Origin of the sequence: Paenibacillus sp. FSL R5-0887 (assembly GCF_038002305.1) — a bacterium.
Lineage (GTDB): Bacteria > Bacillota > Bacilli > Paenibacillales > Paenibacillaceae > Paenibacillus_AQ > Paenibacillus_AQ odorifer.
Map to the genome: position 1 here is coordinate 1,041,299 of NZ_JBBOCE010000002.1, position 21,976 is coordinate 1,063,274.

General features: G+C 43.4%; 20 protein-coding genes. 6 read left to right on the forward strand and 14 right to left on the reverse strand.

What is annotated here, in order from left to right:
* Nucleotides 1–20: 20 nt before the first annotated feature.
* The 6 genes from galU to MKY14_RS22680 all read right to left on the reverse strand — a co-directional run bounded on the left by galU (nucleotide 21) and on the right by MKY14_RS22680 (nucleotide 6,166).
* Nucleotides 21–911, reverse strand: coding sequence for a UTP--glucose-1-phosphate uridylyltransferase GalU (gene galU / locus MKY14_RS22655; RefSeq protein WP_042185171.1), 891 nt, complete (start codon nucleotides 909–911; stop codon nucleotides 21–23).
* Nucleotides 912–1,060: 149 nt separating this feature from the next.
* The gene (locus MKY14_RS22660) at nucleotides 1,061–1,702 is read right to left on the reverse strand and encodes a CpsD/CapB family tyrosine-protein kinase (RefSeq protein WP_036676617.1); all 642 of its coding nucleotides are present in this window, start codon (nucleotides 1,700–1,702) and stop codon (nucleotides 1,061–1,063) included.
* Nucleotides 1,686–2,423 (reverse strand): YveK family protein, encoded by a 738-nt coding sequence (locus MKY14_RS22665; protein ID WP_339811960.1) that lies wholly within the window; start codon nucleotides 2,421–2,423, stop codon nucleotides 1,686–1,688. The genes MKY14_RS22660 and MKY14_RS22665 overlap by 17 nt, the downstream gene beginning before the upstream one ends.
* A gap of 265 nt (nucleotides 2,424–2,688) precedes the next feature.
* A complete protein-coding gene (locus MKY14_RS22670; protein WP_036676623.1) occupies nucleotides 2,689–3,324 on the reverse strand; it encodes a response regulator in 636 nt (211 codons plus the stop codon).
* Nucleotides 3,325–3,347: 23 nt separating this feature from the next.
* Nucleotides 3,348–4,994, reverse strand: coding sequence for a sensor histidine kinase (locus MKY14_RS22675; protein ID WP_076137153.1), 1,647 nt, complete (start codon nucleotides 4,992–4,994; stop codon nucleotides 3,348–3,350).
* A gap of 317 nt (nucleotides 4,995–5,311) precedes the next feature.
* Nucleotides 5,312–6,166: a helix-turn-helix transcriptional regulator gene (locus tag MKY14_RS22680; protein WP_038568894.1), complete on the reverse strand. Its 855-nt coding sequence runs from the start codon at nucleotides 6,164–6,166 to the stop codon at nucleotides 5,312–5,314.
* Between the two features lie 84 nt (nucleotides 6,167–6,250).
* Here MKY14_RS22680 and MKY14_RS22685 point away from each other — a divergent pair, with 84 nt between their 5' ends.
* Complete coding sequence (locus tag MKY14_RS22685) at nucleotides 6,251–8,182, forward strand: glycoside hydrolase family 20 zincin-like fold domain-containing protein (protein ID WP_340977374.1); 1,932 nt, start codon at nucleotides 6,251–6,253, stop codon at nucleotides 8,180–8,182.
* Between the two features lie 53 nt (nucleotides 8,183–8,235).
* On the opposite strand, the gene MKY14_RS22690 is transcribed toward MKY14_RS22685, so the two are convergent.
* Complete coding sequence (locus tag MKY14_RS22690; protein ID WP_076129272.1) at nucleotides 8,236–8,529, reverse strand: hypothetical protein; 294 nt, start codon at nucleotides 8,527–8,529, stop codon at nucleotides 8,236–8,238.
* A 101-nt stretch (nucleotides 8,530–8,630) separates the two neighbouring features.
* On the opposite strand from MKY14_RS22690, the gene MKY14_RS22695 reads away from it, so the two are divergent.
* A complete protein-coding gene (locus MKY14_RS22695; RefSeq protein WP_076147137.1) occupies nucleotides 8,631–9,566 on the forward strand; it encodes a hypothetical protein in 936 nt (311 codons plus the stop codon).
* A 94-nt stretch (nucleotides 9,567–9,660) separates the two neighbouring features.
* Nucleotides 9,661–9,900, forward strand: coding sequence for an NHLP leader peptide family RiPP precursor (locus MKY14_RS22700; RefSeq protein WP_170914256.1), 240 nt, complete (start codon nucleotides 9,661–9,663; stop codon nucleotides 9,898–9,900).
* A gap of 10 nt (nucleotides 9,901–9,910) precedes the next feature.
* Here the strand turns inward: MKY14_RS22700 and MKY14_RS22705 are convergent, their stop codons facing one another.
* Nucleotides 9,911–11,827 carry a sensor histidine kinase gene (locus tag MKY14_RS22705; protein WP_256717070.1) on the reverse strand — a complete coding sequence of 639 codons (1,917 nt, stop codon included), beginning with the start codon at nucleotides 11,825–11,827 and terminating at the stop codon, nucleotides 9,911–9,913.
* Between the two features lie 113 nt (nucleotides 11,828–11,940).
* The gene (locus MKY14_RS22710; RefSeq protein WP_076147144.1) at nucleotides 11,941–13,839 is read right to left on the reverse strand and encodes a sensor histidine kinase; all 1,899 of its coding nucleotides are present in this window, start codon (nucleotides 13,837–13,839) and stop codon (nucleotides 11,941–11,943) included.
* Between the two features lie 257 nt (nucleotides 13,840–14,096).
* Between MKY14_RS22710 and MKY14_RS22715 the strand changes: the two genes are divergently transcribed.
* Complete coding sequence (locus MKY14_RS22715; RefSeq protein WP_051490926.1) at nucleotides 14,097–14,501, forward strand: hypothetical protein; 405 nt, start codon at nucleotides 14,097–14,099, stop codon at nucleotides 14,499–14,501.
* Between the two features lie 86 nt (nucleotides 14,502–14,587).
* Here MKY14_RS22715 and MKY14_RS22720 read toward each other — a convergent pair whose 3' ends face one another.
* The gene (locus MKY14_RS22720; protein WP_076137142.1) at nucleotides 14,588–15,814 is read right to left on the reverse strand and encodes an MFS transporter; all 1,227 of its coding nucleotides are present in this window, start codon (nucleotides 15,812–15,814) and stop codon (nucleotides 14,588–14,590) included.
* 210 nt (nucleotides 15,815–16,024) lie between these two features.
* Between MKY14_RS22720 and MKY14_RS22725 the strand changes: the two genes are divergently transcribed.
* Nucleotides 16,025–16,684 carry a peptidylprolyl isomerase gene (locus MKY14_RS22725; protein WP_051491160.1) on the forward strand — a complete coding sequence of 220 codons (660 nt, stop codon included), beginning with the start codon at nucleotides 16,025–16,027 and terminating at the stop codon, nucleotides 16,682–16,684.
* 134 nt (nucleotides 16,685–16,818) lie between these two features.
* Here the strand turns inward: MKY14_RS22725 and MKY14_RS22730 are convergent, their stop codons facing one another.
* From MKY14_RS22730 to MKY14_RS22740, 3 genes are all read right to left on the reverse strand, one after another.
* Nucleotides 16,819–17,925, reverse strand: coding sequence for a Glu/Leu/Phe/Val family dehydrogenase (locus MKY14_RS22730; protein WP_248547923.1), 1,107 nt, complete (start codon nucleotides 17,923–17,925; stop codon nucleotides 16,819–16,821).
* A 232-nt stretch (nucleotides 17,926–18,157) separates the two neighbouring features.
* Nucleotides 18,158–19,090, reverse strand: a complete 933-nt coding sequence (locus tag MKY14_RS22735) for a manganese-dependent inorganic pyrophosphatase (protein ID WP_076129278.1) — start codon at nucleotides 19,088–19,090, stop codon at nucleotides 18,158–18,160.
* Nucleotides 19,091–19,189: 99 nt separating this feature from the next.
* A complete protein-coding gene (locus MKY14_RS22740; protein ID WP_076147149.1) occupies nucleotides 19,190–19,996 on the reverse strand; it encodes an AAC(3) family N-acetyltransferase in 807 nt (268 codons plus the stop codon).
* A gap of 179 nt (nucleotides 19,997–20,175) precedes the next feature.
* On the opposite strand from MKY14_RS22740, the gene MKY14_RS22745 reads away from it, so the two are divergent.
* A complete protein-coding gene (locus tag MKY14_RS22745) occupies nucleotides 20,176–21,153 on the forward strand; it encodes a ring-cleaving dioxygenase (RefSeq protein WP_076129280.1) in 978 nt (325 codons plus the stop codon).
* Between the two features lie 69 nt (nucleotides 21,154–21,222).
* On the opposite strand, the gene MKY14_RS22750 is transcribed toward MKY14_RS22745, so the two are convergent.
* Nucleotides 21,223–21,915, reverse strand: coding sequence for a YjjG family noncanonical pyrimidine nucleotidase (locus MKY14_RS22750; RefSeq protein WP_340977376.1), 693 nt, complete (start codon nucleotides 21,913–21,915; stop codon nucleotides 21,223–21,225).
* Between the last annotated feature and the right edge of the window lie 61 nt (nucleotides 21,916–21,976).

The window sequence follows — 21,976 nt, forward strand, 5'->3', positions numbered from 1 at the left end:
TAAAATTTTGCGAACTCAACTTAACTACTCAAGCTGGTTTGTCCCATTTTATTCAGCCATTCCGCCATTGCATCCATCACCGGATAGCGCAAATCTTCGCTTTGCAGTGCAAATTCAAGTGTTGTCAAAATATATCCAAGCCGCTCGCCGACATCATATCTTGTTCCGTCAAAATTATAGGCATATACCCGTTCGCTCTGATTCAACTTCTGAATGGCATCTGTCAATTGGATCTCTCCGCCAGCGCCTTCTTCCATCAAATCAAGATACTTAAAGATCTTCGGAGTAAACACATACCGGCCCATGATCGCAAGATTGGAAGGTGCCGTACCTAGTGGCGGCTTCTCTACAAAATTGTTAACCCGATACAATTTACCGTCCTGTAAATCCGGTTCAATAATACCGTAACGATTCGTGAATTCATCAGGAATCTCTTGAACTCCGATAACCGAGTTTTGTGTTTCTTCATATTGATCGATCAGCTGCTTAAGGCAAGGTACGGCTCCTGTGACGATATCATCGCCTAACATGACACCAAATGGCTCATCTCCGATAAACCGTCTTGCACACCATACGGCATGCCCCAGACCCTTCGGTTCTTTCTGGCGGATATAGTGAATTTCTACCTTAGCTGAACGTTGAACCTCTTTAAGCAGATCCAGCTTTCCATCTTCCAGAAGCCTAGACTCCAGCTCAAACGCATTGTCAAAATGATCCTCAATGGCTCTTTTACCTTTACCAGTAACAATGATGATATCTTCAATACCGGAAGCAATAGCCTCCTCAACAATGTATTGAATGGTTGGTTTATTGATAATCGGAAGCATTTCTTTAGGCATGGCTTTCGTTGCAGGAAGAAAGCGCGTACCTAGTCCTGCCGCGGGTATGATTACTTTTTTTACCTTTTTCATCGCACTTTACCTCCTAAAAGTTTTGTGAGCATTAGCTTCAATGATTTGACTTCGTACAAAACTCACTTCGAAAGCATAAACTTAAGTTTTGTGAGCATTAGCTTCAATGATTTGACTTCGAGCAAAACTTACTTCGAAAGCATAAACATTTACTTCGCCTGGTTCATGGCAATTCCGATTAGATTAGAGCCGGTCTGTTCAAGCAGCGTCTTCGCTTTGCGAATCGATTCCCGTTTGGACTTTCCGTATCTGGCCACCAGAATCACGCCGTCCGCTTGAGGTGCCAATATACGAGCATCACTGAAATCGACTGCCGAAGGAGAATCCAGCAGGATCAGATCGTAGTTTTCTTTTAGTTCCTCAAGCAAAGCGGTCATTTTGGGGTTCCCCAGCAAATCCGGCGGACTAACATGAGTTTTTCCCGCCGGGATGACTGACAGATTGGCTAAGTTTCCGAGGACTGCGATGTTATCTGCTTCCTCTTGCCCACTTAGATAAGCCGCAAGCCCGTCACTCCCCTCTACTTCAAACACGGTATGGAGACCGGGATGTCTCAGATTGCAGTCAACCACCGCTACCTTTTTGCCGTCCTGGACGAAAGAAACCGCGAGATTCGACAAGATTGTCGTCTTGCCTGCTCCAGCTTCTGCTGACGTAAAGAGCAACACTTTTCCTCCACCGCCCTGCGCTAGTCCAAGCTGACGTATATATGTGCGCAGTGATCGGAACGATTCGGAGATATGTGAGGACGGATTAACGTCTGTAACCAGACTCTTATTTAGCCGCAACATAAGCACCCTCCTTCACTCTAGTGTCGCCTGCCGTCTTACCCAAATCACGTTTGCGAATGGTTGCGATCGAAGCAATTACCGGTAGACCAAGGTCGTATTCCGCTTCCTTTTCAGACCTTAATGTGCCGTTAAGTGTTTCCATCAGCAAAATAATTCCTAAGGCAGCCATAAGGGATACAACAAAGCTAATGATGAGATTCATCGCAAACCCGCCGTTCGAGGGCCCTGGAACATCAGTCGGATCGGCCGGTGTCAGCAAGGTAACATTGTCTACCCTCATCAGCGACGGCAATTCACGAATGAATGTCTGCGATACCGCATTTACGATCCCGGCAGCTTTGGTGTAGCTTTCATCCTGAACATTGAGGTTGATCACCTGACTCTTCTCTGAAGTTTTAATCTCAAGCTTCTGACTTAGTTCATCGGCCGTGAGACCAAACTCCGGGTGATTTTCTATTACGCTTTTCATGATGGTTGGTGATTTCATAATTTCCTTGTAACTCTCAATTAAATTCAGGCTAAAGCTCAAATCGTTAAGATTGTTGCTCTCGGGAGCTTTGGCAATGTTGTTGACAAGCAGCTGTCCGGAAGCGGAATAGACGGGTTCAACGAAGTTTTTGCTAACATAGTAAGTCGTAGCACAGGAGATCAAAACGAACACCATGATGAGCCAAAACCTTTTTTTAATCAGGTTAATGTAATCCAGAATCGTCTTTTCCACAGTAACCCTCCTTCCGCTAAAATTACATTCTGAAAGCATTCATGAAAGTTTCAGTTGTTGCTTTAATTCTATCAATCCACACCATTCGCCACATGGCTCATACCATCACTTTCCTCTTCACTTTGGAGTAAGACGTTATACCTCTTAAGAGGGGGATTAGGTATACTTTAGTGCCATATATAGGGCTAATTTAAGTTTTAACGCACAAAAAAACACGGACAACCTGTCCGTGTTCATGTACAATCCTTACGAATTATTTCAATTTTCACTCGTATGACATCTCATATTTGGTTAATCCGACAGCATTTGCATAAAGCGCTGCCTGTGTACGATCAGCCACCTGTAATTTAGCTAAAATCTGACTGACATGCTTTTTCACCGTAAATTCGCTAATGAAAAGACGTGAAGCAATTTCTCTGTTGCATGCGCCCTGCCCCAGCTCGATCAGGACTTCCTTTTCTTTGGGTGTCAATTCATCCGTTGGGCTGCTTCCACTCATGCGCATTTTATCTTCCATCAGACCAGGATCGTAATACTTTCTTCCCTTGTGCACCAATTGGATAGCAAATAGTAACTCCTCAGGCAACGCCTCTTTCAGTACATATCCATCTACCAGTACTTCTTCAGCCTTCAGGAAATCCTCTCTGCTCGCAGATGACGTCAACAAAATGAACTTACTAACGATACCACGAGCACGTGCTGTCTTAATGACATCCAATCCCGATTCATCTGCTAGCTTAAGATCAATCAATACAAGATCAGGCTGCGTCTCCTCAATCACAAGAAGCGCTTCTTGGCCATTCGTTGCCTCACCTGCAAACTGCACATTCGGCTGCATTGAAATGACAGATGCCAGTCCTCTTCTAACTAAAGGATGATCATCTACAATGACGATTTTCACAGAAACGACCTCCCGCCTAAAGTTTATGCATTCTTTAATTCAGCTACACCGACAGGAATCGAAATCATAATTCTTGTTCCTGTGCTCTCATTACTGGACAACTGAAAGTCGCCTCCGAGCGACTGGGTCAAATATTGCATATTCTTCATGCCAAGTCCGCTTACACTATCTTCAGATTCAATCCATAACAAATCAGTATCAAAACCAACACCATTATCACAAATCAATAATCGAATCCAAGTCGGCTTTAGAGACAGTTCTACATCCACTCGACTGGCAGCACCATGCCTGATGGCATTACCAGTGGCTTCGGAGATAATCCGAAAAAGCGCTTTGTGGTAAGGATAAGGGAGACTGAAATCATCGCCCGTTATTTTTAAATCAATATCAACATCATTTAACCTGGATAAGCTCTTCAAATGTGATCTTACCATGCCCAACCAAGTAGGACCGCCACTCTTCTTGGAGCTAAGACTGTAGATCGTGATCCGCAGTTCTTTAGCAACCTTTGTAGCAGAATCATGAATAAGCTCAATTTGTTCTTCTAGCTCATGATCTGACATTCTCTTCCACGATTCCTTCAGCGAATGCGTCGCATACACAATACCAAAAAGGCTCTGCGATACACTGTCGTGCATTTCATCCGCAATCCGGTTCTGTTCGTTCGTGATGATCAACCGGTTCTCGATCACACCAAGCTCATGTCTTTCAAGAATATTCGCACTTAGCTCAGATAAGAATATCAATTGTTGAATATACCATCTGCGGCCTTCCAGCCCCTCTGTAGACTCCAGCTTGAGTCCAATCATCCCTACAAAACGGGTGCTCATCCGTACAGGCATCAGCAGGAAATCTCCTAATCCCGGCAGATTTCTAAAAATAGGCTCTCGCTGCAATCTCCATTCATGCTCATGTTTTCCCAGTTCTGAGAATAGGAACTGTTCCTCTTCCTGCTGCCAGCCGGTCTGCCTGCTCTGCGGAGCTGGTTCTCCGCTTTTCTTGGCGAACCAAAACAAAGCCTTATCCAGCTTCGTTAGCTTAACAACATAATCGGTGATCACTTGACCGATATTCATGAAATCATGTTGGCTTGAGGTTTCCACGATATGGTACAGGGATTTGATATGCTCCATCGTCTCTTTCGTGCGAGCATTCGATTCTTCACGTTGCCGCTTCATCCGATTAACGATCTGCATTATTATAACCGTAAGTACCAGTGTTAGAAACAGATTTCCATTTATAAATACAATTTCCAGAAAATTTCTGTTCGCAGAATTGATAAAAAAATAACAGAGCACCGCAAAAATACTGATGTAGCTTAAGAGCAACGACCATCCAAAATAAATGGACAATGAGCCTGCAGCAATCAATACAGGATTTAGCACATAAAGCCTAAAAGAGCTTTCGTACCCACCCGTAAACAAGGTCAATGCGATAATTCCCACCATCTCTATACTAACAGCCAGGACGAGAGTCTTCGGCCTGCTGCGTAGCCTTCGATAACAAAATGAGAACGTTTGTGCAAACATAACAAGTATAGCAATAATAAGTGATTTATAAATTATGGAAGGTCCCGTCTGATCTAGAAGATACATGAGTGATGTGAGGGACAATGAAAAATACCTGTAATACGCAATCAGTTTGTCTTCTGCAGTTGGTTTGATTTTCATCCCACCACCCTATTCTCCAGTTTTTTGGAAAATGCAAGATTGTACTGTGCTCGATAAAAGCATCATACATGAGAAAAATCACAATAACAAGTTGACATTTCCCATGTTTGCGCTTCCATTTGAAAAATAGTTACAAAAAATTTATTATTTTTTTAGTAGGTTTTATCACTAAAATTTGGAATTTTATCCACTATAGTTAATAAGAACTAACGTATTTATGTAATATTAATCCATAATTTTCAACATATCTTATAAAACGACAACAATTATACAAATTATAACAATTGCTGTTGGGACTCTAGTAGGATGATGTCGATTTAAATGTTATTCCGGCAAAGCTGGGGTGCGATCCCCATATATTTTTTAAATAAACGAGAAAAATAGAACGGATCATTATAATGAAGCATACTAGAAATTTCCTTAATTTGTAATGAGGTGTTGAAAAGCAACTTTTTGGCTTCCGCCATTTTTAGACGGTGAATATATTCATGAAGCGGGTATCCACTGCTGCGCCGAACAAGACGACGAAGCGTAGACATCGAAACATGATGTTTTGCCGCTATTTGTTCTAGGTCCATTTCACCATAAATGCATAAGTTCAGGTCTTCCCGAATCTGACGCATATAATCAGCCTGAGAATTCCAACTTTTTTCTTCTATTATAAAAGAACACTCCAGCAGCATTCTTTCGAGCAATAATGCTGCCCGATCCGCATCTACAGGTTCTCCGCTCTCCATCCGTTCCAGCACTTCTTCAAATAAGGTAGTAAGACCTACTATAGATTGGGCTTGAAAAACATTTCCCCCGGCTATGAGGCCCGATTCCAGCCATTCCGATACACGCGTGCCATTAAAGTTAATATAATACTCATCCCAGCTGCCTCCCGGTGGTGGACCAAAGTTATAACTGTAACCTGGGCGGAAAAAGTATAAGCTGCCTTCACGCACCTGCTGCTCTTTTCCCCCAATCTCCATGTAGGAGCCACTACCTGACACTATGTAAACAATGGCCCAGTGCTCAAAAACTACACCTGAACGGAATAACGTTCTTCCTGGCAGATGTCCTGCCTGTCCCACCCTTATATTCTTGAGCTTCAGCTTGGAGGATTCAACCTTGGGATCAATAATTCTTATTGGATATGGACTGATCATATAATCCATGTGCTTGGACATTATAGGCATTCCTCCCCTTGTTTAGTAGTGATAAGGTTATTGTGAAGATGATCATATTCTACATGAATAAGAGGTGTCCACGCTATGCTTAATCATTCTACACTACTGCTTTTCCCTAATCCGCGTGAAATCACATTGTCACAAGGCTCCTTCCATTTCCCAACAAGCGGAAGCATCGTGCTTCCTAATATGGAAGAACAATCTGCCATGCCAGCTGCACGAAAACTACAGGAAGTAATTGCACAAGCATTGAATCTGCAGCTGACTTTATCCATTGGCTTACGTCCAACCGTTGTATCTGTCTGTAACTTTAACTATGTGCCATTATTGTCTGCACAGGCCTATGAGATTGTTGTCGAACAGAAGGGTATCGTTGTCTCCTATAGCTCTCCTGTAGGCGCTTTCTACGCAGCAGCAACCCTGAAACAAATCATAGAACAAAGTGGAAAATCTATACCTCAGCTGCATATTCGCGATGAACCTGATTTTGGAGCCAGAGGCCTGCTCATAGATATCAGCCGCAATAAAATCCCGAAGCAAGAAACCTTGTACCGGATCATTGACCTTATGGCTGATTTGAAGATGAATGAACTTCAGCTATATATAGAAGGTGCTCCGTTCGCTTATGAATCCTTCCCTCAAGTCTGGGAGCTTGAAACCCCAATTACCGGAGAGGAAATCCTGCTTCTGGATGCCTATTGCAAAGCACGTTATATAGAGCTTGTTCCCAATCAGAATAGCTTTGGGCATATGGAGGGCTGGCTTTCTCGTCCAGAATTCAACGCTTTAGCTGAAATTCCCGAAGGCTTTATGCTTCCGAAGAATTTGTATGCGCAGGACGTTTATCCAGAAGGCTTATTTATGCACCCTGGTACTTTTGATACCGAAGATCCTGCTGTACTACCTCTGCTAGACAAAATGTTTGACGATCTGCTGCCCTACTTTAGCTCCAATCAGTTTAATGTAGGCTGCGATGAGACCTATGAACTCGGCCTTGGTAAAAATAAAGCTCTGGCAGAAACTCAAGGCAAAGGTCAACTCTATTTATCATTCCTGCAAAAAATTTATGAGTTGGTTACAAAACGTGGCAAAACGATGCAATTCTGGGGCGATATCATTATCCAGCATCCCGAACTGATTCCTCAGCTTCCTAAGGATATTATTGCTATGGAATGGGGTTATAGCGCGGAGCATCCCTTCGAGTCCGATACGCTCAAATTCCGTGAAGCAGGTATTCCTTTTTATGTCTGCCCAGGCACCAGCTCATGGAACTCCATTACAGGACGCACAGACAATATGTTAGCCAACCTGCGCAGTGCAGCTATTCATGGCAAAAACAACGGCGCTATCGGTTATCTCATTACGGATTGGGGAGATTTTGGACACTGGCAGCATCTGCCGGTCAGCTATGCCGGCTTCGCCTACGGCGCAGCCCTATCCTGGAGTGTAGATCATAATCTGGAAGCAGATACTGCACAGTATTTAAATAGATTTATTTTTGCAGATCGTTCTGAGGGAATTGGCCAACTGCTCCTGGATCTCGGCAATTACTATCAGCTTGAATCCAGTATCAACCGTTCAAATGATGCAGAAATGTCCCTGCTGCTGCGTACCCATCTGGACAATTTCCTAATCATAGAGAAGCTTACTGAGGAACACTTCAATGATCTCGAAGAATATCTACTCTCCATTGAGGCGCGGCTATCGGGGCTAGATCTTCAATGCGAGGATGCTGCTCTTGTGTTGAAAGAACTGAGTAATGGCATCCATTTCGTGAAGCATGCTGTGCAGCTTGGCAGAATCAAGCTACAGTTGACATCAGCACCAGATTCGCTTGATCCTGCGCTGATTACAAAGCAAATCAATGATCTTGATGTACTCCTTCACCAATATCGTCTCTTGTGGACGGAACGCAACCGGCTCGGCGGCTTGGAGCAAAGTATCTCGAAACTTCAACGCCTGCGGAGTCAATATGAAGCATTAAAATCAGAGCTCTCCGCATCCGTAAGTTCCTAATCCCTCTTATTAAGATTCACTATATAGCTGCTGTTGGGTAATCGAACGTTGAACTAACGTTTTCGGTTCGCCCAACGCAGCTCTTCATATTGATTCTCAAGCATCTCCCGCTCACGTTGCTCGTGTTGTTCCCTGCCAATTCCCTCCTGCTGGCTTTCCTGATCCTCATAGATTCGCCATAGGTCAGAGAACAGATAGTCTTTAATTTCTACCACTTTTCCCTGCAGGATTCCGTTTATCCAAAAAAGTCCTGTGGAGGTACGCATAACCATGCGGCCATCCGGTGTTTCCGCCTTTTGGCCCATTCGAATAGCCATAAGCATTTGGCCGAAAGTATACCATTCCATATTTGCTAATACCTCCTAAATTTTAGTTGTAATGGAATAAAGAGAAAGCTATAATCAGGGCAAAAGAACCATTTTCGTAAAAATTTTATAGGAGGATTGTTATGGATTGGCTAAATGACTACGAAGATGAACTGCGCTTGGTATTCCAAGAAAGCAGACGGATTATTTCCGAATTTCCAGAACCTCTAAATCAACAAGGCATGTCCTATCTTGAGCATTTTAACGTATTTAACGCTGAAAGCCACAAAAACTACATATGTTATCTTTTACCCTTTTGGCTGCAGAAGGGATGCGGAATCTCTGCAGAGGTTACTCGCCAGATGTCGATGGGCAACGTCTTTTTTATGTTGTATTTCTTCATACAGGATGACCTGATGGACAGCCAAGAATCCTCCGCATACGAAAAATTGCCCTTGGCAAATTTGCTTTATGTCGAATTTTTAAATATCTACCGGATACTATTTCCGGAGCCATCCGCTTTCTGGATCTTATTTAATCGTTATATCATGGAGTGGGCAGATAGTGTTAGCAACGAAAATACCAGTGACTATTTTCTTAATGATCGGGTCAAAATCTCCTATAAAGCCAGTCCGCTCAAGCTTTCCAGCACCGCTGCCCTTCTGATGTCTGGAAAGAGTGATTTAGTGCCGCAAGCTGAAGAACTTATCCATTCGGTTTTGCTTACACTGCAAATGCTGGATGACTATGAGGACTGGAAAGAAGATTTATCCGCGGGCAACTATAATTGTCTTCTCTCCCTAACTCGCAAACATCTGCCAAACAGCAGTGCAGCTAAACTCACTACGCAAGAGGTCGAATTTTATCTATTCACTGCAAATGGTCTACATACCTATACGCAATTAGCACACGACACACATAACAAAGTTACAGCTTCCGACCTTGATGCCCCTCATCTTATTGCGTTCCATTCCATGCTAGTAAGTAACTTACAGCAGATCTCTGATTCCATCGAAGCGGACAAGCAGCTCTTGCTAAACGGAGGATTATATCATTGGTTGTCAAAAAATGTCCATTAATTCTATTATTTTGTAATAAAAAGAATAGTATTAGTAGTTTTGCTATGTTATATTATTAAAGGTAAATATATACAATTTGGGAAGGGTGATTATTATGTCAGAAGCAATTCTTAGAAATCAAGTCATTCAAAAGGCATGGGAAGATCCAAGTTTCAAGAAAAGACTACTCTCAGACCCAAAAGCGGCTCTCCAAGAAGCATTAGGCGTAATCATTCCCGACAGCGTTACCTTGAAAGCCGTTGAAGAAGGCTCCAACGAATTCTATCTTGTAATTCCACCAAGTCCTACTTCCGATGTATTGAAGGCAACCGCAGCACCACGCGGTTCGTGGTAAGACAACAAGATTAACCCCCTAAGGAGTGAGAATCATCCGGAGCTTCTGCCAATGGCAGTATGGTGATGGATTCGGTTCCCACTCCTTTTTTGCTTGTAAATTTCACTTTACCTTGCATAGCTTCGATGATACGGAAAGTGACCATTAATCCAAGACCTGTCCCTTTATTCTTTTTAGTGAAATAAGGCTCTCCCAATCGGTGCAGGACATCCGCGTCCATCCCTTCCCCGTTGTCTTTGATATGAATGATTACGTTCTCCTCTTCCGCATACACCGACATATAGATAAACCCTTCGTCACGGAAAGATTCAATGCTATTTTTGATAATGTTGATGAAGGCTTGCTTAAACTTTGAGGAATTCCCCTTCACCCATAATTCGCCCGATACATCGAGAATCATTTTTCCTCCATTTAAATGACAAAGCGGCTGCATAATACTCTCAATATGCTTAAATTCATTATACAAATTCAGACTGGAAATCGTCTCAAATTCCGGTTTTGCGAAGGTTAAGAAATCCGTAATGATCCCGGAAGCACGATCCAGCTCACTAAGGGCCATCGACATAAATATTTCCTCTTCACCAACGGATTTCTCGCTAAGCAGCTGAAGGAACCCCCTAGTTACCTGGAGTGGATTCCGCACTTCATGAGCAACAGATGCAGCAAGCTCGCTAATAATTTCCATTTTTTCTGAACGCTGCAATTCGTTGTTAAAACGCTCTAATTCTTTAGAATAGTTAACAACCTGTTGATGGCTATAGGCTAGTCTTCGCTCCAGAATTACGATCAAGGAGATTATGAAGGCAACAATGCCCCACTTCCACAAGAATAAATCATAGTTCCCCTTATGAATGTAATACCACAGTAACTCTGACACTACAGTAAATGCAGCCGTTCCAAAGCCAATGGCAAAAATGATAGCGTCCCTATTCCCTTTAAGCGAAAATATAATCACACATACGATCAGCAAGATGAACTGAAGGATGAGGATGAACCCGATAATAGTGGTGGATACAAAATAATAAAACTCAATATAGCTATTATTCGATAGAAAATTGATCAAAAGACATAGCAAACAAAATGAGGAGTAAATGACTTGAAATTGACGAAAACGACGGACGATCGCATATTTTCCACTGCCAAATATTTTTTCAAATAAAAGAGTAAGCGCCGGTAAAAGTGAGAATAAAGCCAAATCAAGAAATACATTACTAATCGCGCCTAAATCGCTGTAAAAGGTATAAATAAAAGGAGAATAGGTTATCGAGAGAATTCCGGTGGAACCTATTACAACGGCTAGTGAAGCCACACTGGAAAAATAGTCCCTATTAATGTAGAGAGAGCTTATAAATAGAACGATAGCCACAAGAAAAAAAGCACAGCCCAAAATCACATCGCTGAGTCCATTTTTAATATAATCATTGATTAACAGGTTGTGTTCACCGATCACTACTTCATTTTTAATTCCGATTCTATCCTGCAGCGTTTCAGTCCAAATGTATAATGTTTTCCCACTATCGCTTTGACTCAAAGGCAACAACAAAGAATAGTTATCCTTAATATAATTACGATCTTCCTCGAAGATCAAACGGTCGTTCACATACACCTTCACATGAAGAGCATATAAAGTATCAATGTAGATTGAAGGGGAGATATAACTAAAGTTAGGTATGGAAATACGAGTCCAAGAAGTGGATACGCCTGATGGCAGATGTGGGATTTCCTTCGTAGCATTCACATTTATCCAATACTGCTGGTCATTATTCTGTGGAACCTCTATGCCGCTGTTTTCGGTTCCATCGCCCCATCTCATCTGCCAACTGGTAATTTCTTGGGATGGATATGGGGTCGCTGCTGATACAACAATTGAACTATATCCTATCAGAAGGAGAGTAAGAGCTATTGCTATATGTAGGACTTTAATCATCAAGCGCATATATGCACCTCAGAAGTAAGTATCAGAAACAATATTCTGTCTGTACTACTTCGCTCAGCCCCTCACTCTTTCCTTCTAAAAAACGGAATTATCATAAATTACTTCTAAATTCTTCTAAGTTCTGGTATTTTTACTATAATTTCAGTCCCTTCCCCTTTCTCACTGCGAAACTCAGTGCATCCCTCCATCGCCTCAATAATCCGAAAGGTTACCATCAGTCCAAGCCCCGTTCCTTTGGTCTTATTGGAGTAATATGGTTCCCCTAACCGAGCCAGCTCATTCCGGTTCATCCCTTCCCCATTATCATGAACACTGATTATTATATGTTTTCCAGACTTCCAGGCTGTGACTTTAATCAGCCCATTGTCCTTTAAAGCTTCAATACTATTTTTGAGTATGTTGATAAACGCTTGCTTGAACTTGGCAGATGATCCAGTAACGTAAAGTCCTGGCTGCAGATTAAGTTCAATGACGCCCCCTTGCAGATTCGCTAACGGAGAAAGAATACCCGTCACATGCCTCAACTCTTCGGACACATCAAGCTGCTCTACGGTTTCAAGTCCTGGTTTAGCGAAGGTTAGGAAGTCTGTAATAATGAGCGTAGCTCGATCCAGTTCTGTCACTGCCATTTGCAGATATTCCCGCTCCTTTTGATCTGAACGCTCCCCAAGAATCTGCAGAAACCCCCGGGTAACCTGCAATGGATTCCGTACTTCATGGGCAACCGAAGCTGCCAGCTCACTAATAATCTCCATCTTCTCCGAGCGCTGCAAATCATTATTGAACTTCTCAAGCTGATGGGAATATTCAATAAGCTGTTCATGGTTTCGAGTAAACCTTCTTCCCAGAATGACGATTAAGGCAATTACGAAAATCACCATTCCCCATTTCCACCAATATAATTGATAGGATTGCCCCGATGCATAGAACATGACCAGTTCACTAAGAGACATGAAAGCAAATATTGAGAACCCTGAAGTAAAAATAACAGCATCTACATTGCCACGGTTCGCGTGTATAAACGCTAAGCTGATCAAAAGTATAATTTGTACAATCATAAGAATACCTAGCACACTCGTAGTCATCAATCGATAAAAGTCATCCAACTGATAGGACAGAAGAATATTAATAACCATTAGGGAAAAACAAAATACAGAATAGACAATTTGAAACTTACGGAATCGTGTAACGATTCTCTTTTTCCCTGGACCAAATATTTTCTCAAAATAAAATGTAAAGGATGGCAAAAGCGTATATAAAGCTACATCAAAGAAAACAAGTACGATCTCTCCATAATCGCCGAGGATTGTCGGCAGGAATGATGAATACGTTACCACTAAGACGCCAATGGATAAAATAATCAGCACCAATAGAAATCCGCCTGAAAAATAGCCTTTTCTCATGAATAGCGAGCAGATCAGCAGTACAATCGCAATAAAAATAAGCGTCGTTCCAATGATCAGATCCATTAAGCCCTGCTTTACATAAACAGATAACAGCTCATCGTATTGGCCTACTCTTATTTCGCCGTGGATCCCTAAGTCTTTGCTGCCACCATGGGTCCATAAATATAGCTGTTGTCCTCCAACACTTTTGGACAGAGGAATGAAAACCTTACTGCCATTGAAATTAAAATCTTTTCCGGAATCATATATTAATTCGTTATTTAAATAAGCCTTAACATTATTTCCATATACTTTATCTATGAATAACGCAGATTTATCACTAATTTGTGGTAAAGTAAACCGCAGCCAGGCTGAGGTTGCTCCACTTGGAGTCTCTGGGCTTTTCCCATGAGGCATAACACGAGTCCATTCTTCATCAAGAGCTGCCACAGCTTCTTCAATATGATCTATTTCTATACGTTCAAATTTAATCTCCCAATTGGGCAGCGTAGAGTCTGATGATTCAGCACTCACTATCGCCGTACCAAAAGGAACCATAGCGGTCAGCAGTAGAATTAATAAAAAAGCAGCCGCTATATTGGGCTTTGGCAACTTCATCGTAGCACCTCAGTAATTCATTAGTTGTTTAAACGTTCATATATGCTTCTTAATTTCGACAAGCTTCGCACTATCCCTGCCTATTCTTGTAAATTTTCTCGAAAAAGAACGTTTTTCATCGGCTTTTGCTTTCACCCATTTTTTACTAATCTAATATAGACATACCCATTTATTGGATCAGCGATTCGATCATGGTCAAACGGGTAAAGATAAACATAGGAAGTTCAAATTTTATCATAAAAAAGGAGTGAACGGCTATGGATAGTTCACCAAATAAAACTGAGGCTGACTTTGAATATGAACGTTATATACAAGCTGATATGGATGAAGAGGATATTGTTGATGATGACGCAGATCCTGTCTTGGTTGGCGATAAATACTTGGCAGCAGATATTGGTTTAAACTCACCTAAGGATGTAATCGAAAGAGATGAGTTAGTGGAATCCGATGCATATCTAGCCGCTGAAACCGCAGGATTAACCCTAGATGATACGGATTATACTAAGGATGAGGAACTCTTGGAGATGGAAGAAGAAGATCAGCCGCTAGAGGATGTTCCAGATGCAGACGATGTATATCCAAATTCCATTATTGACCCTGCCTCCCCGCCAGTGGATGTTATGCCGGGAACAGACGTTTTGAACGGTTCGCAGGGAGAATAGCAGCTTAATATGAATAAAGCCGCCGGGCTATGAGCCCGGCGGCTTTATGTTGTTTCTAAATAACGACATGCTCATTGAGTTAGCAGTTAACCCTGCATCGTTGTTGGCTGTTCTGCGGGACGAGCAGCGGCGATTTGTGCTTCCAGCTTGCGGGTCTTAACCAATATCGCTGCTACCAGCAGCATCACTCCATTGATTACAAACACCCAGCGAATTGGAATCACCGCGCCTAATAAGCCGCCGATAATCGGTCCAGCCATCGTCGCAAGCTGAGATGCCGCCTGATTCAGGCCAAAGGCCCGTCCACGGAATCCCGGCTCAATTACTTGTACAATCATGGCATTCACTGACGGCAGCACACCTGCATAGAACAGGCCGTAAGCAAAGCGAAGGATAGCGAACTCTACATAGCCCGAAACAAAAAACTGCAGAATATTACCGATGCCGCCCCCGATCAGTCCAATAAATAAGATCATCCCAAAGCCTTTTCGGCTGCCGAGTCTGCCCCACTGCGGAGCCATCAGCACCGTAGCAATCCCCACAGCGGAGAATACGATTCCCGAGCTTAGCGAGGCACTATTTTTGGAGATCCCCATGTCCAGTAGATAAATTGGGATTAACGGTTCCAGAATCATAACGGAGAAGGTACTGATTCCCGCCAGCGAGAGCAAAGTAATAAAAGCTCGGTTACTTCTCGCTTCCCTGATATCATCACTTACATGTGACCTTGGAGCCGAACGGTCGAAGTTCTCCTCTTTTGCAAAAAAAGTAGCAATGAGCGCTGAGATAAGTACAATACCCGCTGAGAATAAAAAAGCAATCCGGTTGCTGGTATAATAGCTCACTACACCGCCAATTAATGGTCCAATAATACTACCTGTCGCTCCGGCTGTAGACATAATACTTAAAGCGTACCCCGTCTTATGCTCAGGTGTATTGGTGGCTACCATTGCAATAGCTGCTGGAACAAAACCGGCAAGCAGTCCTTGCAGCACACGCACAATCAAAAAAACATAAGGATCATGTACAAAATAATTAATAAGGTATAAAGCTGCCAGACTAAAACCCGAGCGAATAAGCATCGGTTTCCGACCATACTTGTCGGCTAGCGAACCCCAATAGGGAGAGATTAAAGCGCTGGCAAGAAAGGTTATTCCAAAACTAACCCCTGACCAAATCTCCAAATGATTTGAAACCCCAAGTTCGTCGCTCAAAAAAATGGAAAGGAAGGGAATCGAGATCGAATAAGCTGTACTACAAAAGAAAACCCCTATCCAAAGCACGATCAAATTCCGCTTCCACGAAAAGAGCATCCTATGCACATCCTTTCTCGATGTTCTCTTTGGAAACATCCTACCATTGTAAACTTCTTTTTAAGATGTGCCAATCCCAGAAGTCATAACTGACCTTTGCATGTAATAGGACAAAGGAGGTATTATGGGAAGTACCTACGAGATTATTCAATAAAAAGGAGAGATTATTTAGTGAAGTCTACACGAACAAAATCCGCTATTCTTCTGATCATGTTATGCCTGGTCATGGTTATTGCGGCAGGTTGCGGTAACAAACCAAACAATAACAATGCAAGCAGTAATAATGGAAGCAGCGGATCAGCACCTGGGGAAGGTGCAGCCCCAACTGAAGGCGTTCCTTCAGCTACGGCAAGTCATCCCTTAGTAACCATTGAAATGGAAGACGGGGATATCATCCAAGCTGAGCTATACCCTGAGGTTGCCCCTAACACCGTAAACAATTTCATCTCACTTATTCAAAAAGGATTTTATGATAACACTATATTCCATAGAGTAATTCCTGACTTCATGATTCAAGGCGGCGACCCTGATGGTACAGGTATGGGAGGCCCGGGTTACAGTATCGCCGGAGAGTTCTCTGGCAACGGGTTCACCAATAACCTTCTGCATACAGAAGGTGTTCTATCCATGGCAAGATCACAGGCTCCTGACTCTGCCGGTTCCCAGTTCTTTATTATGGATGCAGCTTACCCTAGTCTAGATGGAAGCTACGCCGCTTTTGGTAAAGTAACTGAAGGTATCGAAGCTGTAAAAAGAATTGTGAGCCTGCCTCGTGACGGTTCTGATCGTCCAGATGAGCCACCAGTCATGAAAAAAGTGACGGTCGACACCTTCGGCGTCACTTACCCAGAACCGCAAAAGGTTCAGTAATTAGGAATAAGCAGAAACCACGTTACCGTCCTCGAAAGAGAATAAACGTTTCTTGTAGAAATAAAAGAACATAAAAAACTCGGCAGTCCCTCCGAAGTTGTAATCGGATGGAGCTTGCCGAGTTTTTTTACAGCTTATCCCCGCAGCGATCTTCTGCTAAGTGCATGTTGACCATTACGCAGGAAGGTGCTGCGGCTATTTCTTAATAGCGCTATCCGGTCCTCTGCAAGCTGGTTCGCAGCGGCATAAGTAGGTATTCCGTTCAAACGGGAAATTTCCATTACGCGGGTAATATTGTCGTAAATCTTCGCCACCTGCTTAAAGGCACGTTCCTTATTATAGCCGTTCAGCTCGTCCGCAATATTAATGACGCCACCTGCATTAATCACGTAATCTGGAGCATATACAATCCCCATCTCATGAAGTGCATCACCATGCGAGGAATCCTTCAGCTGATTATTAGCAGCTCCTGCAATCACTTTCGCCTTGATTACCCGTAAGGATTCATTGTTAATTGTCGCTCCAAGAGCGCAAGGAGCATAAATATCACAATCTACACTGATGATATCGCCTGGATCTACAGCCTTGGCGCCATAGGCCTCTACTGCACGTTGAACGGCTGGTTTATGGATGTCCGTTACGATAAGCTGTGCTCCTTCTTCATGAAGATGTTTGCACAGTGTAAAGGCCACGTTCCCCACGCCTTGAACAGCTACTGTCTTCCCTTCAAGCGAATCACTGCCAAAGGCGGCTTTAGCGGCTGCCTTCATTCCTTGGTAAACACCGTAAGCCGTTGCTGGTGACGGATTGCCCGAAGAACCGTACGTAGGTGAGGTGCCAGTAACATAATCTGTCTCTTGATAAATAATGTTCATGTCCTCTTCCGTAGTCCCTACATCTTCAGCAGTTATGTACCGTCCATTTAAACCTTGTATGTATCTTCCGAAAGCACGGAACATGGCTTCATTTTTATCCTTCTTGGGATCTCCAATGATTACTGTTTTCCCACCACCCAAATTCAGGCCGGATACTGCATTTTTATAGGTCATCCCTTTTGCTAATCGAAGCGCATCAACAATAGCTTCCTCTTCCGTAGCATAGGTCCACATCCGTGTTCCACCCAGTGCTGGTCCCAGTGTCGTGTCATGAATCGCGATGATCGCCTTTAATCCCGATGCCTTATCCTGACAAAATAATAATTCCTCGTAGTCGTCCCGTTCCAATGCTGCAAACAATTCCATTTCCAATATCCCCTATCCCTTTGTCATATTCCTCATGCTGGTTCAAAGTTCATGCAATTGGAAGAGGATCAGTTGGATCCCCTCCCAAAATATTGTAGCAGAATACGCCGTAAAACAAAAAGAACTCATGTCACCATCTTAACTACTGATGGGGCATGAGCTCTTTTTATCCAATCTACTCTCATAGACAGGATTTCTATTGTACAAAATACAACGCAACTGTCAAAATGCTTTACAGTTTAGCAATCGTCTCTGTAAGTACCGGTACGATTTGCGATTTACGGGATACTACACCCTTAAGAAGTGCTTTATTGTCATCAAGCTTCACGTTGTACGCCTGTTCTACTGCACCTGCAACACGGCCCAGAGCCAGACCCACCGAATCGTTGTTGAGGATATCAGTAACTACGAACAGGAACAGATCCAATTCTTTTTCAGCAATAATGGAAGTCAGTGCAGTTTCCAGTTCAGCCTGCTTGGAGAGTACATCATTAACGTCAACCGCGTTCACTTGGGCGATTTCTACTTTGTATTCACCCATTTTGAATTCCTTAGCATCCAAGGAGATCAGTTGAGCGATACTCTTGTCGCTAAGATCAGCACCAGCCTTCAGCATATCAAGGCCGTAGCTTTCTGCATTTACACCAGCGATTTCAGCCAATTCGCGTGCTGCAGCTACATCTTCAGCGGTGCAGGTTGGAGATTTAAACAGTAAGGAATCAGAAATGATTGCAGACAACATCAATCCGGCGATGTCTTTAGGGATAGCTACACCGTTTTCTTTATACATTTTATTAAGAATAGTAGCAGTACAGCCTACTGGCTCAGCACGGTAGTATAACGGATGTGCAGTCTCAAAATTAGCGATCCGGTGATGGTCGATAACTTCAATTACACGCACTCGATCAATGTCATTCGCACTTTGCTGGCGTTCATTATGGTCAACAAGAATAACCTGATTAGCTTCTCCAGCTACGTTCTCTACCAGACGAGGAGCCTCTACTCCGAAATGATCAAGCGCAAATTGCGTTTCACCACTAACGTCTCCCAGGCGAACTGGCTCAGCATCCCAGCCTAATTCTTTTTTGAGTGCTGCATAAGCAATTGCCGAACAAATAGTATCCGTGTCCGGATTTTTGTGTCCAAAGACCAATGTTTTTTCCATTTCCAATCTCCTTACTATGTTTTAGTGAGATTAATATACCATACATTGATAGCGGCTTCCAGATTGTGCGTGCTGAAAAAATGCTTTAGCCTCTCCCACCTACGGTTGTTCACGTCTGGTCTTTGGAAGCGGATCTGGTTTGGACTCACCATGTAGCGGTTCATTATCGGAGAAAAGATCAGGATTCTCTTTTAGCATCTGGCTTAAAATATCCGTCGTTTCTACTGTTCCACACACTCTAACTAGCGCATCCCCGAAATTCCCCTTACGCATGGCACCGCCTTCCTCAAGCTCGCGTTCCACTTTCCAAAAATGCTCCGACCAAGAGAGACCACAATGTCTGCGAGAAGGCACCATGATTTCATCGCCAGCCGGCGTCACCGTATATAATTCCTCATGACTATCCGTCATTCTGCCCGGAATATCCACCCACTCTTCAATACCGTGAATGAACGTATTCCGCCGCAGATCGACACCCAGCAGTACAATTTCCGCCTTCCGATCAAGCAGCTTGCCCCACACTGAACCACGGGCGCATGGCGTATCCCAACGTTCATCCCCTGCAGTAAATGCCTCAGCATCAACACCCAAAGCCGCTACAGAGTGAGTCGGATGCCAAGAGCGGACAACACCTGGACGTTTTCTGAACAGCTCCGGTAATATCCCTACACAAGATGGGGAATCTTGAACAGAGAAGCGCGGATTATCCGCATTAATATAAGCCCATGTATGCGTTGGCAAAACAAGCAGCCCATCCTTCATATATTCACTGAGTGCATCCAGCACCGTGTTCGCGCCTCCTTCTACTTCGCCAACACTTTTTAACGAGGAATGAACTAGAATGGTCCCCCGTGGATCAATCCCTAACTCCTGTAATTGTTTCATCAAGCTTGTTGTTGTGTGCACTATACTCTCTCCTTATGTATGAATTAAATTTCATGAAACATTAATATCCACTTGCAAAAGTTTCTTATTACTTTTAAAATTATAGTAACTTAATAATATTCACCAAAGATTCTATCGATATATTAAAAATAAATTAAAATAATCCACAAACCCAAAGCATTTACAAGGAGGTAACTACCATGAGTTTAACGTTAAAAGGACTTCACCATGTCTCAGCTATTACAGGCAAAGCACAGGAGAACTTTAAGTTCTATACAGAGGTACTCGGACTGCGTCTCATTAAAAAAACAGTAAATCAGGATGATATTTCAGTGTACCATTTATTCTATGGAGATGAGAAGGGTAATCCCGGAACCGAATTAACCTTTTTCGAGCTTCCGATGGCAGGCCGCAACCGTGAGGGCAATAACAGCATCTCCGCGCTCTCCCTTCGAGTGCCAAGCGATGCCGCACTTACCTACTGGGAGCAACGCTTCACCGAGCTTAACGTGGAGCATGGGACGATACAGGAACTTGGTGGACGCCAGACTTTATCCTTCCGCGATCACGAGAGCCAACGTTTCATTCTCGTATCCGACGAAAATGATAACGGTGTTGCCGGCGGTACTCCTTGGGCTAAAAGCCCAGTACCTGCCCAATATGGCATTGTAGGCTTAGGACCCGCACATCTCACAGTAGAAAGTGCAGAACATACAGCGGTAGTGCTGGAGCAGTTGCTCGGCTTCCGCCGTATAGGAACCTACCCTTCAACAGTTGCCGGTCAGCCAGATGTGCTCGTATTCGAGACTGGTGAAGGCGGATCAGGTGCTGAGGTTCATCTGGAGGAACGCAATGATCTGGAGCAAGAGCATTTGGGACGTGGCGGGGTACATCACGTCGCATTCCGCGTAGATAATGAAGACGAATTGAAGCAATGGATCGAACACATCCGCCAGGCACAGCTTCCTAATTCCGGTTTCGTCGACCGCTTCTACTTCCGTTCCCTCTATTTCCGCGAGCCTAACGGCATCCTTTTTGAGTTGGCTACAGACGGACCAGGCTTTGCTACAGATGAGCCTATGGAAAGCTTAGGTGAATCCCTTGCGCTGCCGCCATTTCTGGAATCGAAACGCCAGCAAATCGAGGCTTATCTGAAGCCGCTGGATACTCGGCAATAAACCTCTTCAGGTTACTAAATAAAAGGTGTGAGCCGCTTATGCGCTCACACCTTATTTTTTTATTGAAGGTTAGTAGCTTTCCCTAACAATATCTAGTAGCTCCGACAGGTTTCGGATTTCGTATTTTGGCTGAACGCCGGACTCATTAATCTTCCCTAGCGGGTTAAACCAGCAGGTATCAATCCCATAATTAATTCCGCCTTGAATATCAGAGGTTAAGGAGTCACCCACAATCAATACTTTTTCCTTATCCTCAATCCCCAATTTGGCAAAAGCATAATCAAAAATCCCCGTCTCTGGCTTCTGACATCCTGCCTCCTCTGAGATAATGATCTGCTCAAATGTATCACTCAGCAGCGAGCCTTGGATTCTGGAAGTTTGCACATCCTTGATTCCATTCGTGATAATCGCCAGGCGGCAATCTGCAAGCTCTCCGCATAGCTCGATTGCTCCCTGCATCAGAAAGGTTCCTTCGCCTAAGAAACGTAGATAGGCCTCACTGAATGTTTCAGGATCAAGCTCAAGCGCATGTGCAGCAAACAACCGATTAAACCGCTCTACCCGCAACGCCGCAGATGAAATCCTTCCTTGTTCTAGATCCCTCCACAATGCGTGGTTAATCTCTTGATAACTGGCAGCATAATCTGCTGCACCTGTGGGCATCCCAAAGTGTAGAAAGGCATTAGACAACGCGTGACTTTCTGCCATTCCATAATCAAACAACGTATCGTCGGCATCAAATAAAATAACATCGTATTTCATAAATATCCCCCAAAGGCTTTTCTCAACAAGGTACTACAGCGTTGCTGGCAAGTCAACTTCA